Annotated in this window: 13 protein-coding genes; 3 read left to right on the top strand and 10 right to left on the bottom strand. The window is 43.2% G+C overall.

Annotated elements, in window-relative coordinates; genetic code table 11:
• Positions 1 to 72: 72 nt before the first annotated feature.
• Genes MUS1_RS00785 through MUS1_RS00760 form a run of 6 tightly spaced genes read right to left on the bottom strand, consistent with a single transcriptional unit; the run spans position 73 to position 8,057 of the window.
• On the bottom strand, positions 73 to 1,293 hold the full coding sequence (locus MUS1_RS00785) for a M20 family metallopeptidase (RefSeq protein WP_036157740.1): 1,221 nt from the start codon (positions 1,291 to 1,293) through the stop codon (positions 73 to 75).
• A 27-nt stretch (positions 1,294 to 1,320) separates the two neighbouring features.
• On the bottom strand, positions 1,321 to 3,366 hold the full coding sequence (locus MUS1_RS00780; protein WP_051436022.1) for a dipeptide ABC transporter ATP-binding protein: 2,046 nt from the start codon (positions 3,364 to 3,366) through the stop codon (positions 1,321 to 1,323).
• Between the two features lie 4 nt (positions 3,367 to 3,370).
• Positions 3,371 to 4,210 carry an ABC transporter permease gene (locus MUS1_RS00775; RefSeq protein ID WP_036157738.1) on the bottom strand — a complete coding sequence of 280 codons (840 nt, stop codon included), beginning with the start codon at positions 4,208 to 4,210 and terminating at the stop codon, positions 3,371 to 3,373.
• The gene (locus MUS1_RS00770; RefSeq protein WP_036157735.1) at positions 4,210 to 5,157 is read right to left on the bottom strand and encodes an ABC transporter permease; all 948 of its coding nucleotides are present in this window, start codon (positions 5,155 to 5,157) and stop codon (positions 4,210 to 4,212) included. The genes MUS1_RS00775 and MUS1_RS00770 overlap by 1 nt, the downstream gene beginning before the upstream one ends.
• A gap of 18 nt (positions 5,158 to 5,175) precedes the next feature.
• Complete coding sequence (locus MUS1_RS00765) at positions 5,176 to 6,738, bottom strand: ABC transporter substrate-binding protein (protein WP_036157732.1); 1,563 nt, start codon at positions 6,736 to 6,738, stop codon at positions 5,176 to 5,178.
• Between the two features lie 50 nt (positions 6,739 to 6,788).
• A complete protein-coding gene (locus MUS1_RS00760) occupies positions 6,789 to 8,057 on the bottom strand; it encodes a M20 family metallopeptidase (protein ID WP_084035506.1) in 1,269 nt (422 codons plus the stop codon).
• 176 nt (positions 8,058 to 8,233) lie between these two features.
• Here MUS1_RS00760 and MUS1_RS00755 point away from each other — a divergent pair, with 176 nt between their 5' ends.
• The gene (locus tag MUS1_RS00755) at positions 8,234 to 9,010 is read left to right on the top strand and encodes a GntR family transcriptional regulator (protein WP_084035505.1); all 777 of its coding nucleotides are present in this window, start codon (positions 8,234 to 8,236) and stop codon (positions 9,008 to 9,010) included.
• 80 nt (positions 9,011 to 9,090) lie between these two features.
• Here the strand turns inward: MUS1_RS00755 and gyrB are convergent, their stop codons facing one another.
• The 4 genes from gyrB to dnaA form a co-directional block, all read right to left on the bottom strand.
• Complete coding sequence (gene gyrB / locus MUS1_RS00750) at positions 9,091 to 11,514, bottom strand: DNA topoisomerase (ATP-hydrolyzing) subunit B (RefSeq protein WP_036157725.1); 2,424 nt, start codon at positions 11,512 to 11,514, stop codon at positions 9,091 to 9,093.
• A gap of 9 nt (positions 11,515 to 11,523) precedes the next feature.
• The gene (gene recF, locus MUS1_RS00745; protein ID WP_036157722.1) at positions 11,524 to 12,621 is read right to left on the bottom strand and encodes a DNA replication/repair protein RecF; all 1,098 of its coding nucleotides are present in this window, start codon (positions 12,619 to 12,621) and stop codon (positions 11,524 to 11,526) included.
• An 88-nt stretch (positions 12,622 to 12,709) separates the two neighbouring features.
• Entirely contained in the window at positions 12,710 to 13,807 is a 1,098-nt protein-coding gene (gene dnaN, locus MUS1_RS00740) for a DNA polymerase III subunit beta (RefSeq protein WP_036157719.1), read from the bottom strand.
• A 32-nt stretch (positions 13,808 to 13,839) separates the two neighbouring features.
• Complete coding sequence (gene dnaA, locus MUS1_RS00735) at positions 13,840 to 15,402, bottom strand: chromosomal replication initiator protein DnaA (RefSeq protein WP_036159021.1); 1,563 nt, start codon at positions 15,400 to 15,402, stop codon at positions 13,840 to 13,842.
• A 511-nt stretch (positions 15,403 to 15,913) separates the two neighbouring features.
• On the opposite strand from dnaA, the gene rpmH reads away from it, so the two are divergent.
• Entirely contained in the window at positions 15,914 to 16,048 is a 135-nt protein-coding gene (gene rpmH / locus MUS1_RS15780; RefSeq protein WP_084035504.1) for a 50S ribosomal protein L34, read from the top strand.
• Positions 16,049 to 16,056: 8 nt separating this feature from the next.
• Positions 16,057 to 16,452 carry a ribonuclease P protein component gene (gene rnpA, locus MUS1_RS00730; protein WP_036157716.1) on the top strand — a complete coding sequence of 132 codons (396 nt, stop codon included), beginning with the start codon at positions 16,057 to 16,059 and terminating at the stop codon, positions 16,450 to 16,452.
• Positions 16,453 to 16,492 lie beyond the last annotated feature (40 nt).

Raw genomic sequence — 16,492 nt, 5'->3', positions numbered from 1 at the left:
TTTTCAGCACAAAAAAAGCGATTAGAGCCTTCACTCTAATCGCTTTTAAAAATAAAAAATAATAGATAGTTTTTATTCGCTAACGCCACAAATCTCGATAATACATAGTATGTAAATACGAACACAATTGAGAAACTGTTCCTTGCGTACTCGCTCATCTGGCATGGTATTAAACTCGCCACCCGGTCCGCAGACAACACCTTCCATTCCTGCAGCAGAAAGATGAGCGGCGTCGGTTCCAAAAAAAGCAGCAGGAGCAATGGGTCCCGTTGGTTGAGCGTATCCCATTACGGATTCAAACGCAGAATTCAGAGTTTTAACGATACGAGAATCACGGGCTACTTCAAACGGCGGCATACGCAAAGCATTCGTTGTTGGTCCACCGACTCGAAGTGAAGTTTTCAGCTTTGGAAACTCCAATTTAAGCGCTTCTAACAACAATTCTAAGTCATTGGTAACGCCCTCAATTGTTTGACCAGGACCATAACGACAGGATCCTTTTAATTTGGCTTGATCTGCTACTTGCGGTGGTCGCCATTCGTGATATTCACGCCCTAATCCAGCACGTAATGAGCCAACATGACCTCGGTTTACAGCGATTTGATCCGGTGTTTCTGCCCCCGTAAAAACAAGTTGATTAATGCGTTGAGCAAGCACTGTTGCTGCCGCTAGAGCATCACAAGCTTCTTCTCGTTTAGATAAGTGTCGAGTATCGCCCACCAGCTCAATATCAAACATCACCGAACCAGCATGCATTGTCAGTGCTTGTAAATCAGTGGGTTCACTGTTGATAAAATAATCGGCTCGAAGACCTTGCTCGATAGCACGAACCGTTCCAATACCCGCTTGAAGCTCGCCAACAACAAAACTAAGTACAACATCGCCTTTCAGCTTAATGCCCGCTTTAAGGATTGTTTCAACTGCGCAAAAATAGGCTGCATCGCCAGCTTTCATATTAGAAACGCCTATACCATAGATAAATTCGTCGTCAATCAACCCTGACCACGGATCTACAGTCCAACCTTCTGTTGCTGGGTTTGTATCAAGATGTCCGTTAAACAAAAGGCTAGCCCCACCACCTGTTCCTTTAAGACGGCCAATAGCATTCACACGATCATCAACGACAGGCTGTAATTCACTCTTCATGCCTAATTCGGTCATACGTTCGTGCATCACGGCAGCCAATAATCGCTCACCTTCGGTTTCTGTATAACTCTTATGCTGCACCATAGAGGAAAGTAAATTTAAGCAGGAATCGACGTCGATAAAATCGAAAATATCAGTTCCATTCATAGCGGTATCTCCATAGTAATGTTGAGATCATGTAAATTTCCAAACAGGCTCAATGCGTTCAAGATCGACGATTTCATGATGACATTTTAAAATGTGGGATGATTCGGCAGTAGATTTTATCGGAGCAGGTTGTTCATGGCAGATATCACCAATACGCCTAGGACAACGACTTTCGAAACCACATCCTGTTAGCAGGGATGTCCGCACAGGCAAACTACCTTTGAGCCTAACTTGCCGTGTTTCTGTTTTTGGATCAGGACTGCTAGCAGAAGACAAAAGTGCTTCTGTGTAAGGATGATAAGGCGCGTGATCAAGACCCGCGATTGAGCGAGTTTCTATAATTTCACCTAAATACATAACAGCCGTTCGGTGAGCAATGTGACGTAAAATTGCCAAATCATGCGTGATAAACAACAAGGCTACACCTGTATCTTGCTGAATTTGACGCAATAGAGCGACAATAGCAGCTTGTACCGCCGCATCCAGCCCAGAGGTTATTTCATCACAAATAATCACCTTAGGGTCAGCCGCTATCGCACGCGCTATGGCGACTCGTTGCTTCTCGCCACCAGACAATTGATGCGGATAACGATTACGGTAATGAGCAGGTAATCGAACTTGTTCAAGCAACTTTTGAATAGCTTCACTGCGTTCTTTTACCGCGATGTCAGGACGGTACAGTTTAATCGCTCGTGACAAAATGGTTTCTAGTGTGTGCCTAGGATTCAATGAACTGTCAGGGTTCTGGAAAATAATCTGAACATCCGCACGATAAGCTGCATCTAGGGCTTTGATATCACATCCATTCAAACATAACTCACCTTCGAATGGGTTTAGCCCAACAAGTGCGCGAGCTAGACTTGATTTACCACACCCACTTTCGCCAACCAAACTGACCGTTTCACCACGATGAATTTTAAGGTCAATGTTGTTCACGGCATGGACCTGAGTCGCTTCTTTATTAAGCAACTCACTTAAAAGAGAAGCTCGACCTAACTTAACGGTGAGATTCTTTACTTCTAACACAATGTCTGTTGTGGGCGGTAAAATATCGGATGAACGTGCCTGTTCTTCGTTAACTGCAACATCAGGGCGTACACAAGCCAGTTTACGATCATCTTGTATTTCTAACAGCACACGAGAATGGTCACAAATTGCTGGGTCGTGTTTAGGGCATCGATGAGAAAAATTACAATTAGGAACAGCACCACGTCTTGGTGGTGGTGTACCTTCATCTATCTTAAGCCCACGTTTGTATCTAATATCTGAAGGTCTAGGTAAGCTGGCCAACAATGATTGAGTATAAGGATGCTTTGGATTAGCAAATAAATCTTCCACGGTCGCCACTTCAACAATTCTGCCGCCATAAATCACAGCGACTCTATCTGCAACTTCAGCAACAACACCTAAATCATGACTGATAAACAATCCAGCGACGCCGATTTTTTTCTGCATTTCAGCAAACAGATCCAACATGTTCACCGCTGTTGTGGCGTCTAGCGCGGAGGTTGGTTCATCAAATAAAATCAAATCAGGGTTGGAAGAAATAGCCATTGCCAAGACAACCCGTTGTTTTTCACCACCGGAAACTTCATGCGGATATTTTTTTGCCATCAATATAGGATCAGGTAGGCCGACCAACTCGAATAACTCATACACGCGTTTCAGTGTTTCTTGTTTACTCTTATTCAGTTTACTGACGGCTTGATGAGCTTGTAGAGTCTCCTCAACATGGTCACCCAGAGATTGAGTTGGGTCCAATGCGGTCGCTGCGTTTTGGAAAACCATAGAAATCTGTTTTCCACGGCGATGCATTAGCTCCTCTTCATCCATGGTCATCAGGTCTTCACCTTTTAACCACATGGAACCGGTCTCCATCTCTACCTGTCCCGGCAAGTCACGCATCACAGAATAGGCAAGAGAGGATTTGGCTGAGCCACTTTCCCCAACCAACCCTAACACCTCACCTTTGGCAATTTGCAGGTTAATGTTTTCAAGAATACGTATCGGACCTGACTGTGTTTGATAGGTCAAACTGTAATCTTTAATGTCTAATACCATTGTCTGCGTCATACAGTTATTCCTGTGAATGAGGGTTCAAAACATCACGCAAACCATCTCCAAGAAGATTGAATGCGATAGCGACAAGCGCGATAGAAATACCGGGAGCAAGAATTGGCCAAGGGCTACGGAACATATGTTCACGCGCATCAGCAATCATTAATCCCCATTCAGGAGAAGGTGGCTGTGCACCTAACCCTAAGAAAGACAAAGTCGCCAATGTCATAATGGCAAATGCCACACGAATAGTTGCTTCAACAATGACAGGAGCCACCATATTTGGCAGAATTTCGGAAAAAATTATCCACAGTTTACTTTCCCCACGCGCACGAGCCGCAGACACATAATCGAGTTCGCGGACGGCTAGTGTGGTGGAACGTGAAATTCTTGCCATACCGGGAGCAAAAGCCACACCAATTGCAATAACAGCATTTAGACTGGATGAGCCAAGTACCGTTAATATCATCAACGCCAGTAATAAGCCGGGAATCGCCATGATGGCATCAATGGTTCGCATGATAAGTTCATCTACCCATCCACCCACAAAGCCAGAAAAAATGCCTATCAAGGCGCCAGATGCTGTCCCGATAAAAGTCGCCAATATTGCCAGCAACACGGTAGAACGAGCACCGACTAAAATTCGACTGAACAAATCACGCCCAAACCAATCTGTACCAAAAAGGAACTCTGCAGAAGGTGGTGCAAAACGAGAACCAAAGTTAAAGCTTTCAGGATCTTGTGGCGCCAGAAATGGGCCAAATACAGATATCAACAATAATAAGAAAACCAATACAGTACCTATAGCACCTTGTGGATTTCGCATTAACGCACGTAGCGTTTTTATTAAAAATAGCATTAATATTTAATCCTTTTATCAAGAGCACCGTATGCCAAATCCGCTAATAAATTGGCAACCGCGTAAGACGCCGCCATGATAAGCGCACCCGCTTGTATCATAGGTAAATCTCGATTTTGTATGGCTAATATCAATTGACGACCCACACCAGGGAAAGCAAACACTTCTTCAACCACAATGACACCACCGATTAAGTAACCCACATCCAACGCAATAACCGTAATGGCTGGCAACATAGAGTTACGAAGTGCATGTCGAAACAGTACTCGTCGTTTAGATAACCCTCTCAGCCGACCCGCTCGAATAAAGTCCATCTCGAGAGTATCTGCCATTTCAGAACGAATCATCCGGCTTATATGGGCGGTTAATACAATCGTCAAAGTTAATACAGGCAAGGCGATATGATGCAATGCCCCCCAGAAATCTTCTGAGAAGGGCACATATCCAGAAGCAGGAAAAAGACCAAGAGAAGGGCTAGCTAGCCAAACAAGTAGCAGCGTAGCCAATACAAATTCAGGCATGCTGACGCCAATATAAGACACCAAAGAAACACCAAGATCTGTTGGTTTACCACGACGAGATGCCGCTAACACACCAAGAGGAATCGCAATGATGCAAACCAACAAAAGTGATGTGACCGCCAAAATAGCTGATCTTCCAAACGCGTTTAGAATAGTCGGACCTACAGGTTGACTGGTGCGAAGGGAGATACCAAAATCTCCTTGTACCACATTCCCTAGCCAACGCAGATATTGAACAGCCGCGGGATCATCTAATCCCAGTTTGCTATTCAATATCGCTAACGCTTCATCCGTGGCATATTCACCAAGAATCATTGTGGCTGCGTTAGCAGGCAAAAGCTGCGTGACGCTGAATACAATTAGAGAAACCAATAAAGCGGTAAAAACCAGATAAATTAGTCGTTTTATTACATAAGAAACAGTCATATTCAGACGCCTTGTGACTTATTTATTTGCAGGGGCGTTAGAGCCAACCCAAACCTTATGGAACGCAAAACTAGCGCCACGTGGATGCTGTTCATATCCGTTTACATAATCCGCTTTTGCACCAAGAATATCGAAGAAGCATGGAATTAATGCAGGAACTTCTTTTTGCATCAATGATTGAGCATTCGCATAAAGTTCCTTACGTTTTTCAGAATCTGTTGTTTCATCTGCAAGACGTACGTATTCATCGAACGTCGTATTGTTCCACTTCGTTTCGTTCCAAGAAGCACCAGAAGTAAACAGTAAATTGAATGACATACCTTCCGTTGGCATCATATTGTAGAAACCAACATAGAATTTGCCTTTTTTCCAAACCTGATCAAGGTAAGACGAGTGATCCATTGTCTTCACGCTGATATCAAAGCCACCCGCTTTTGCCATCTCACGCAGTACAACTGCCATTGTAGAGCGATAGCCCGGCTTCACTGACGCAATCAATTCAAGCTCCAATCCATTTGGATATCCAGCTTCTGCTAATAGTGCTTTCGCTTTCTTCGGGTCATAAGATTTATGCGGTGCATCGGCGTAATAACGATAAGCTGCGTTAATAGGGCTATCATTACCCGCTGTACCATAGCCATCAGCGACCAATTCGATCATGGCCTCGCGGTCAACACAGTAAGACAAGGCTTGGCGTACTAAAATATTGTCGAAAGGGGCTACCGTTGTGTCCATTACAACATCAAGGAAACGACCTGATGGCGTACGTAGACCACTCACTCCAGAAGCTTTATCAATTCGTGCAAAGTCGGTAGGTTGTACGTCATGAATCATGTCGATTTCACCCGCCAACAATGCCGCAGTAGAGCCAGCAGCGTCTGGGAAGGTCTTGATTTCTATTTGATTAAGATAAGGTAAACCTGAAACAAAATACTCAGGATTCTTAACCAAAATAGCAATTTCATCCACTCTGAATTCTTCAAGTCTAAATGGACCAGAACCCACTGGTATTTGTGCAAGACTGTCAAAATCCGTTGCGATAATATCGGCAGGAACCACCTTGGCCGTTGGATAAGTCAAGGCAACAGGCAAATCGGCAAACGGTGTTTCAGTCGTTACGATAACGGTGTAATCACCATCAGAATCGACCGTTTTGATTGGGCCAAGATTGCGTCGGCCTGGTGCACCTGTTTTTGGATCAAGCAATTTGCGAAATGAGGCGACGACATCTTTTGATGTCAATTCTTGACCATTGGAAAATTTAACACCTTGATGTAAGGTAAAGCGCCATTGTGTCGCATCTTCATTGGAAGACCATTCTGTCGCCAAATCTGGTTGAGCGGTCATATCTGTGCCTAGTGATGTTAGGCCAGAATACAACATTTCAGACATCATGTATTCTGCCGCTGCACGAGACAACATAGGATTCAAAACACCCGGCGTAATATTCACACTCAACCTAAGTGTGTTATCCGCTCTCGTTGCCGCAACAGAGATACTAGATAGGCCTGAAGTTAATGCAACTGAAGCTCCAGCCGCAGAAAGCTTGAGTAATTGCCGTCTATTCAATTCAGTTTTCATAGTTTTGATACCCCTTGATTTGACAAAGTTGGTCATATTTCATTAATTTTTCAATCAAAATCAGCGCTAAAAAAAAGTGCAATTGATCGCGCTAAGCCCAGCAGATCTTCTTTAGTAGTAAATTCATCGGCAGCATGAACATTACGATCTGGTCGAGATAGACCGCCCAGCATGATTTCACGATGCCTACCACCAGCTTTCTGTATCCAACCAAAGTCTGATGAGGTTGTTGAACCAAAAGCCACAAACTCATCCAGTGGTACCTCATAACCAGCAGACATTGCTGCGGTCCAACGAGGTGACATGACACCTTGTGTGTTCTCTACTGGTGGCAAATGGCCTATTTCTGACACAGTCCATCCAACAAGATCTGAATTCTTTGCTGCAGCCTCTACACACGTTTGTATCTCAGAACGTACCGTCACGACATTTTCTTCCGGTGCATAACGACGGTTTATAACCACTCGGCATGTACCAGGAAGTGCAGAGCCTTTATCTCCCCCGTGTATGGCGGTGATATTGAGCAGGGCATGTAAAGGCTCAGTTGCTGTTGGAGGAGGCGGCATAGCCGAAGTGCGTGTTTCGACTTGAGTTTTTAATGTTGTTAACGCATGTAATACAGGTAATGCTTGCTCAATGGCATTAATACCTAGCTCAGGTCGACCCGAATGTGCGGCTTTACCTTCAAATTCGAATGAAAGATCCAACGAACCAAAGCTACCAGCCCAAATACGTGGCGTAGCGGAGCCGTTCAAATTGATAATGATATCGCTCACAAGGTTTTGCTCGGCTAAGTAACGAATACCCGGGTAAACACCACCTTCTTCATCCGTACAAAATGCCAGCACAGGTTGAAATGCAAATGTATGACCTGCTGAGCGTAATGCCTCAAGTCCAGCTAAAGCTGCCGCAATCGCTCCTTTCATATCAGCGGCACCACGTGCGTATACGCGATTGTCTTCACACGTCATTTGAAAAGCAGGGCGATTCCAACCATCGCCAACAGGAGCCGTATCAACATGGAAATAAATGGTGACTTCAGGCGATCCTTCTGGCGCTAAATCAGGACGCACTATTAAATTGGTTCGCAAGCCATGAGTACCCGGTACTTTCCATAATGTTTCAGGCACTTCCACTCGGGAGTGAGTTCCACCAAGTGACGCTGTCATCCGTTCAAGCAGGGTCGCCATTTCTGGATAACTTGATCCAGGAGGAAAGGAGCTGTCTAAGGCGACAAGCTCACTAAGCATGCCCAATAATGTATTCTCATCAATGTCTATATTTAATTTAGTCATTCCTATATAAGAATGAAATATCATTTTTTTTGCAAGTTTTATTTTTTATGAGAGCAGATAAACACTATATATTAAAATTATCTTATTGATTAATAAGGATTAATTTTTAAATAAATGAATGTTTTAAAAATGTGATAATTTTGATCTAATATATATCTAAAATAAAAAATATATATAATTAAAAAGGTGTTTAAAAACAGATGAAATCAAAGATAGATCTCAAGATGAGAGGCAGTATTGGACGAACACCATCTGCGACACCATTGTATGAACAGGTGAAGCAGCGAGTGATGCATTTTATTTTGGATGGCACATGGTCTGAGGGACACATTCTTCCTGCGGAAACCGAGCTTGCACGTCAATTTGGTGTGTCCTATGGAACGGCACGTCAAGCTTTACAGATCCTAACTAAACAAGGTGTGCTTCTACGAAAGCCTCGTATAGGAACTGTTGTAACAGGTCGTACACCACATCACACTCTTGATCGATTTTACAAATACTACCGCCTGCATAATACTAAAAATGAGCTGATCAATACGCAAACTATTACTAAATCAATAGAAATACGACCAGCAACAGATGTCGAAAAACGCCAGCTGAGCCTTGATGAGACAAGCAACGTTATTTCGTTAGTTCGGATACGGCTACACAACAACTCACCCGTTATGATTGACCATATAGCTATTCCCGAACACCTAATTCCTAATTTTCCAAGCACTCCAGATAGCGTTCCCGCATTACTATTAAATAACTTGCGTGACGAGTATGGCTTACGTATCAGTGCAGTACGAGAAACATTAAGAGCCGACATTGCCAGTGCTGAAGATATGGATCTTTTGAATCTAAGCGTAAGAGATAACCCTACAGCTGTATTGGTTATAGACGACATTTGCTTTGACAGCAAAAATCAAGCGTTACTTACAGCCAGCCACAGAGCATTATCTGATAATTATCACTATATAAACGAGATTAGATAAGAGTATTGATAATAAAAAAGCCCCGATCTTCTAAGAAGTCGGGGCTTTTTGATGTTTAGCACTTTGTTCAATCTAGCAGATCAAACGTCTAAGTTAGCTACGTTCAAGGCATTTTCTTGAATGAAGTTACGACGTGGTTCCACTTCGTCACCCATTAGAGTTGTGAACATTTGGTCTGCTGCAACAGCATCGTCAATGGTTACACGAAGCATACGACGAGCATCAGGGTCCATTGTGGTTTCCCAAAGCTGTTCAGGGTTCATCTCACCCAGTCCTTTGTATCGCTGTGTTGTCATACCACGGTTAGCTTCTTTCATCAGCCAAGTTTTCATCTCACTGATGGTTGTTACGTCTTCACGACGCTCGCCACGTTGGATGTAAGATTCTTCACCAAACAATTCAGCTACAATTTCAGCCATAGCAACAATGCGTTTGTACTCAGGAGAGTTAAAGAAAGTCCCTTCAAAACGGTAACGGTTCATTACGCCGTGAGACATAATTTCAACTACTGGTAAGAAGATATTACGTTCTTCATCTTTTTCAACAGAGAAATTAAAACGGAAACCTGTACGAGCGTCTTGTGGCATTTGACTGCGAATCGCTTCAATCCATTCAGTAACAACAGCTTCGTTTGCTAAATCTTCTTGTGTCAGTGCTTTACAGTACAGAAGTTTGGTCATTACATCTTTTGGATACACACGAGACAAACGATTAATATCTTCTTCAATGCGAATATAATCTCGCATTAATTCAGCTAAAGGCTCGCCTTGAATGCCCGGAGCCTCAGCATTAACGTGCATGTGAGCACCATCAAGCGCGACTTGAATAAGATGTTGATCTAATGCTGCTTCATCTTTGATGTACTGTTCTTGCTTGCCACGTTTGATTTTGAACAAAGGTGGTTGAGCGATAAAGATGTGACCACGTTCGATAATTTCTGGCATTTGACGGAAGAAGAAAGTCAAAAGCAAAGTACGAATGTGCGATCCATCCACGTCGGCATCGGTCATGATAACGATGCTGTGATAGCGAAGTTTGTCTGCATTGAATTCGTCACGGCCGATACCACAACCCAGTGCGGTAATCAGGGTGCCAACTTCAACAGACGCTAACATTTTGTCAAAACGGGCTTTTTCGACGTTTAGGATTTTACCTTTAAGCGGCAAAATCGCTTGAGTACGACGATCGCGACCCTGCTTGGCTGAACCGCCAGCAGAGTCCCCTTCCACTAGGTAGATTTCGGAAAGCGCTGGGTCTTTCTCCTGACAGTCTGCCAACTTACCCGGCAAACCTGCTATATCAAGTGCACCTTTACGGCGAGTCATATCACGGGCACGACGCGCCGCTTCACGCGCTCGAGCCGCATCAATCATTTTGTTAACGATGATTTTGGCTTCGCTTGGTTTTTCAAGTAAGTATTCAGCGAAACGTTTTGCCATTTCTTGTTCTACGGCTGTTTTCACTTCCGAAGACACAAGCTTGTCTTTAGTTTGAGAAGAGAACTTAGGATCAGGTACTTTCACAGACACAATGGCGGTTAAACCTTCACGGCTGTCATCACCAGTGGTCGCGACTTTTTGTTTCTTCGCTAAGCCTTCTTTTTCAATGAAGGTATTCAATGTACGAGTTAACGCGCCACGGAAACCAGCTAAGTGAGTACCACCATCCCGTTGTGGAATATTGTTTGTGTAACAGTAGATGTTTTCTTGGAAGCCTTCGTTCCACTGCAATGCGACTTCAACGGCGATGCCATCTTCTAAGTCATCACGCTGGCAGATGAAGTGGAAAATATCATTGATTGGCGTTTTGTTGGTGTTCAAATGCTCAACAAAAGAACGCAAACCACCAGTATAATTGAAAAAGTCTTCTTTTCCTGAGCGCTCATCTTTTAGTTTGATGGCCACACCAGAGTTCAAGAACGACAATTCTCGTAGACGTTTTGCCAAGATGTCATAAACAAATAAGATATTGTTAAACGTATCGGCAGACGGTTTGAAATGAACCGTTGTGCCTGCTCCGTCAGAATCACCAACAATGCCTAAAGGTGCTTGCGGTACGCCATGAGCGTAATGTTGTTCGTAGACTTTACCGTTTTTACGGATCGTCAGTGTTAGGCTTTCAGATAGGGCGTTTACTACAGAAACCCCTACACCGTGAAGCCCACCAGATACTTTATATGAGTTATCGTCAAACTTACCACCAGCATGCAATACCGTCATGATAACTTCTGCGGCAGAGACACCTTCTTCTTCATGAATATCAACCGGAATACCACGGCCGTTATCAGAAACAGAAATAGATTCATCTGGGTGAATCAATACAGTAATGGTGTCACAGTGACCCGCTAATGCTTCATCAATGGAATTATCCACGACTTCAAACACCATATGGTGCAAACCAGTACCGTCATCCGTGTCACCAATGTACATGCCAGGACGCTTACGTACAGCATCTAGACCTTTGAGCACTTTAATACTGGACGAATCGTAATTATTTTCACTCATTTAACACTCCTACAAACCATTGCTCAATAATGACATTTCGCCGTTATTCATAGAAAACTGGCGAACGTCTGTTGTGTCGGCCCAAGTAAAATCTGTCGTGTCAGGCTCAACACTGGTAATAAAAATTTGGCTGTTTAGAGACTCTAATAATCGACACAATTTCTGTCGGTGATTAGCGTCTAATTCAGCAGGTAAGTCATCCACCAAAAAAACCAGCGGGCGACCCATATCAATCAGTAATTTTCCTTGGGCAATTTTAAGTGCCGAAACCACTAGCTTGAGTTGTCCACGAGAAAGCGTATCTAGCGCATCTCCGGTGGCCGTTTTAACTCGCAAATCAGCCCGTTGAGGACCAGTATGCGTGTAACCCAGTACAATGTCTCGATCACGCCCAGATTCTACCGCCATCTGTAAGCTTTTCTGTGAATCCCAACCTTGAAAGAACTGTAAATTGACCGAGAGTTCCGTTGTCAGTAATGATAATACCTCAACGAAATGTGGTGTCAGCTTTTCAACATAGGCTTTTCGGGACTCATTAACTTGCTCTCCAAGCCGGATCAATTCCTGATCAAATGCCGCCAATAAACTGTTAGAGATTTTACCACGTCTGAGTAAGGTATTCCGCTGTTTTAATGCTTTTTGCCACCCTCGCCACGCTTGAATGAAGCCTTTATCGAAATGAAAGGCTCCCCAGTCAATAAATTGCCTCCGAATACTTGGTGAACCCTCTAATAAACGAAATGCATCTGGATTAATTAGCTGTACAGGAAGGCGTTCAGCAAGCTCAATAACCGATTTCGCTCGCTGTCCTTGAATGCGGACATCAATCTGGCCATCTCGATGGCGTTGCAAACCAACAGGAATTGGACTGCCTTGATCTTGATGTAGCTGGGCAAATACCAAACAATGTTCTATTTCATGTTGAATATAGGTTTTGTGTTTGTGACTACGAAAGGAGCGACCAAAAGACAAAAGATGAATGGCTTCTAATACAGAGGTTTTTCCACTGCCGTTTTTGCCAACAATGACATTTACTTGAGGTGAAGGTTCAAAGCGCACACTAGAAAGGTTGCGAACATGAGAGATGTCCAAACGCACCAGCGGCATAACTCTTAAACCTTATATCAGAGTAGGGAAGACCCGCTTAATTATTTCAGTTTCTAAAATACCAAGCGGATATATCTCTTTCATCTCATTAGAGACGCATTGGCATAACAACGTATTGTGCCGCATGGCTTTGTGCTTCTTCGATCAAAGCACTGCTGTTAGAGTCATTTAATGACAAACGGACTTCTTGAGAGTCAACGACACCCAATACGTCCAACAAATAACCCACGTTAAAACCAACTTCGATGTTATCACCTTGGTATTGAACCAATACGGATTCTTCAGCTTCTTCTTGCTCTGGGTTGTTGGCAAAGACTTGCAACATACCATTCGAAAGAATTAAGCGAACGCCACGGTATTTTTCGTTTGAAAGGATAGAAGCTCGCAAGAAAACTTGGCGTAATTCTAAACGATCAGCAATGACAATTTTGTCGTTATTACGCGGAATAACACGGTGATAATCTGGGAACTTGCCTTCAACGAGCTTAGAAGTGAAGACATAATCCGCTACTTTCGCACGAATATGATTTGCACCAATGATCAGTTCAACCACATCATCGGTATCGCTTAACAAACGGTTTAATTCCAAAACACCTTTACGAGGCATGATTACTTGCGTCAGATCACCATTTACTTGTGCATCTTCAACTGCCGTTGCCAAACGGTGTCCATCGGTCGCTACAACACGCAGTTGACCGTCAGCCACTTCTAACAACATGCCGTTTAAGTAATAACGAACATCTTGGTTTGCCATGGCAAAACCGGTGCGTTCAATCAAACGACGCACACTGTTTTGTGCAATCGCAACCGTTAAATCACCTTGCATATCTTGGATGTTTGGAAACTCATCCGCTGGCAATGTAGACAAACTGAAACGCGAACGTCCAGATCGAATAACGGCTTTTTGATCATCTAAAGTGAATTCAATCACAGCACTGTCTGGTAAGCTTTTGCAAATGTCCATTAGTTTACGAGCAGGCACGGTAATACGGCCTTCTTCGCATTCATCTAATGGAACATGACCAATTAACTCTACTTCTAGATCAGATCCAGTCAGAGTTAATAGTTGGTCTTTAACTTCTACCAAAACATTGGCTAAGACCGGCATTGTTTGTTTGCGCTCTACAACGCCTGCCACTAGCTGAAGTGGCTTAAGAAGTGTCTCGCGGACGACTGAAAATTTCATTACTTTCCTCGTAAGCTCAAAGTCTTAGACCATCAGGTGGTCAGAATTCGCATCAATTGTTTGTAGTCTTCACGGATATCTGAATCCGTGTCTTGCAGCTCTTTAATCTTGCGAATCGCGTGCAAGGCTGTCGTATGATCACGACCACCAAATGCATCGCCAATTTCAGGCAAGCTATGATTCGTGAGTTCTTTTGCTAACGACATCGCCACTTGGCGAGGACGGGCTACGGATCGGCTACGGCGTTTAGAAAGAAGATCACTGATCTTAATTTTATAATATTCCGCTACAATTCGTTGGATATTATCAATGTTCACTAACTTATCTTGCAAGGCCAAAAGGTCTTTTAACGATTCTCGCACAAAATCAGGCGTAATCGCTCGACCTGTGAAATGAGAGTTAGCAATCACTCGTTTTAATGCACCTTCTAATTCACGAACATTAGAACGAATTTTTTGTGCGATAAAGAAGGCTGAATCATAAGACAACTTCATGCCAATTTCATCTGCTTTACGCATTAAAATAGCCACTCGCGTTTCCAGCTCTGGTGGTTCAACAGCAACGGTTAACCCCCAACCAAAACGAGACTTGAGGCGATCTTCTAAGCCTTGAATTTCTTTTGGATAACGGTCACAAGTCAGAATCATTTGCTGACCACCTTCTAACAGCGCGTTAAAAGTATGAAAAAACTCTTCTTGGGTTCTATCTTTACCCGCAAAAAACTGAATATCATCAATTAATAACGCATCAACCGAACGATAATAACGTTTAAAGTCATTGATCGCATTCAATTGCAGCGCTTTCACCATGTCCGCGACGAAACGCTCTGAGTGCAAATACACCACTTTGGCGTTCGGATTACGACGCATTAACTCTGTACCAACCGCTTGCATTAAGTGAGTTTTACCCAGACCAACGCCACCATATATAAAGAGTGGGTTGTATGCACCGCCTGGATTTTCAGCGACTTGTAAAGCAGCCGCATGAGCAAGTTGATTCGATTTACCTTCGACAAAGTTATCAAACGTAAAAGAGTTATTCAGATTGGCACCGTGGTTAATACCACCTTCTACTTGCACCTTACGTTTAGGCGCCGCTAAAGGCAGCTGCCCTTGTTCATAAGGTTCTAGTTCTCCACTTAACCCTTTACCCGTGGGTGAAAGCGTTAGCGGTGCTTCAAATTCAAGCCCTGCTGGTGGTGTACTTTCCTCACCATCCATTAATCCAAACCCAGGACGATATCCCGACTCTCTTGCCACTTCGTTGTTTAAAGGGCTCTCAATTGGCGCACTAGGAATAGGTGATGGAGGCGGTGGTGAGGTTATTTGATTCGCTTGAGCAAAATTCTGGTTATTCACCACAATCTTTAAAGTAGGGGCAAGATCATCGCCTGCAAATTCAGACAACAATTCTTTTATGCGCGTTTGATATTTGTTACTCACCCAATCCAACACAAATCGGTTTGGTGCGCTTAGGCACAATTCCCCATTAGGCATCATTTCAGCCTGTAACGGACGAATCCAAGTGTTGAACTGAGATGTGGAAAACTCACCCTGCAAACGCTGCAGGCAAAGATCCCAATGCTCCAAAGACACTGTAGGCGTACTCCCTGGTTGAGTGACAGATAAGAAGCGGATTTTACCTTGGCTAACCAAAGTTATCCACATATAAATAGAATAAAAGGAAAAGCAGAGACAATCTAAAAAATGTTAATAACAGGCAAGGTTATACACAGCAGTAGATAAGGTTATTTTTTAATGTATAGAATCATAGGTTATACACAACTTAATTATGAATTATTTTTACCTTATTCACAAAAAAGAGAGTTAACAACACTTTGATTTTTATACATATAAAGTAACAAAAAACAGTCTCTGTGGATAACATATTTTATTGATAATCTTTTTATCCCCGTTTGCAGTAGAAGTCTGTGTGTAAGTGTTTAATTGATTGTGTGGTTATTTTTTTAACAATTAAACGATGTTAGCCATTGAATTTACTGAGGAAAGGCTCTAAAATCCGCGCCCTGATTTAACGATCAAATGTAGAGGCTTGGCGATCGCTAACCCTCAAAACTGAAACACTGCTTCAGTGAGAGATAGAACAATGAAAAGAACTTTCCAACCTAGCGTTTTAAAACGCAAACGTAACCACGGATTCCGTGCTCGTATGGCTACTAAAAGCGGACGTCAAATCGTCGCTCGCCGTCGTGCCCGCGGCCGCAAGGTATTAAGCGCATAAACACGCTTATGACCGATGATTATTGTTTTCCCCGGCATGTCAGACTTCTGAATGCCGGGGATTATCAATCAGTCTTTAACGACACCTCTTCTAAAGTCTTTGCAGGCGAATTCCTTTTATTGGCACAAAAAAGAGATGATAACCAAACACGGTTAGGTCTTATTGTGTCTAAAAAAACGGATAAACGTGCTGTAGGCCGAAATCGTATCAAACGTTTGGTACGTAACTCCTTTCGTCATCACAAAATAACGCTTGCAGGTCTTGATATTGTCTTCTTAGCTCGTCAAGGCATTAAAGAGTTAGATAATGAAATTTTGCACGATCGCATCGAAAAAGCATGGGGTCAATTGGCAAAAAAGGCATTAAAACCTTCTCAAAGTAAAAAACGCGTCACTTCTAAGTAAAAATAGGCTGAAAAAACTGCCAAAGGCTGGTTTAATACCC

Origin of the sequence: Marinomonas ushuaiensis DSM 15871 (genome assembly GCF_000521805.1) — a bacterium.
Taxonomy (GTDB): Bacteria; Pseudomonadota; Gammaproteobacteria; order Pseudomonadales; family Marinomonadaceae; genus Marinomonas; species Marinomonas ushuaiensis.
Note: the sequence above shows the minus strand (reverse complement) of the source record. Positions and strands in the feature narration are given on the sequence as shown.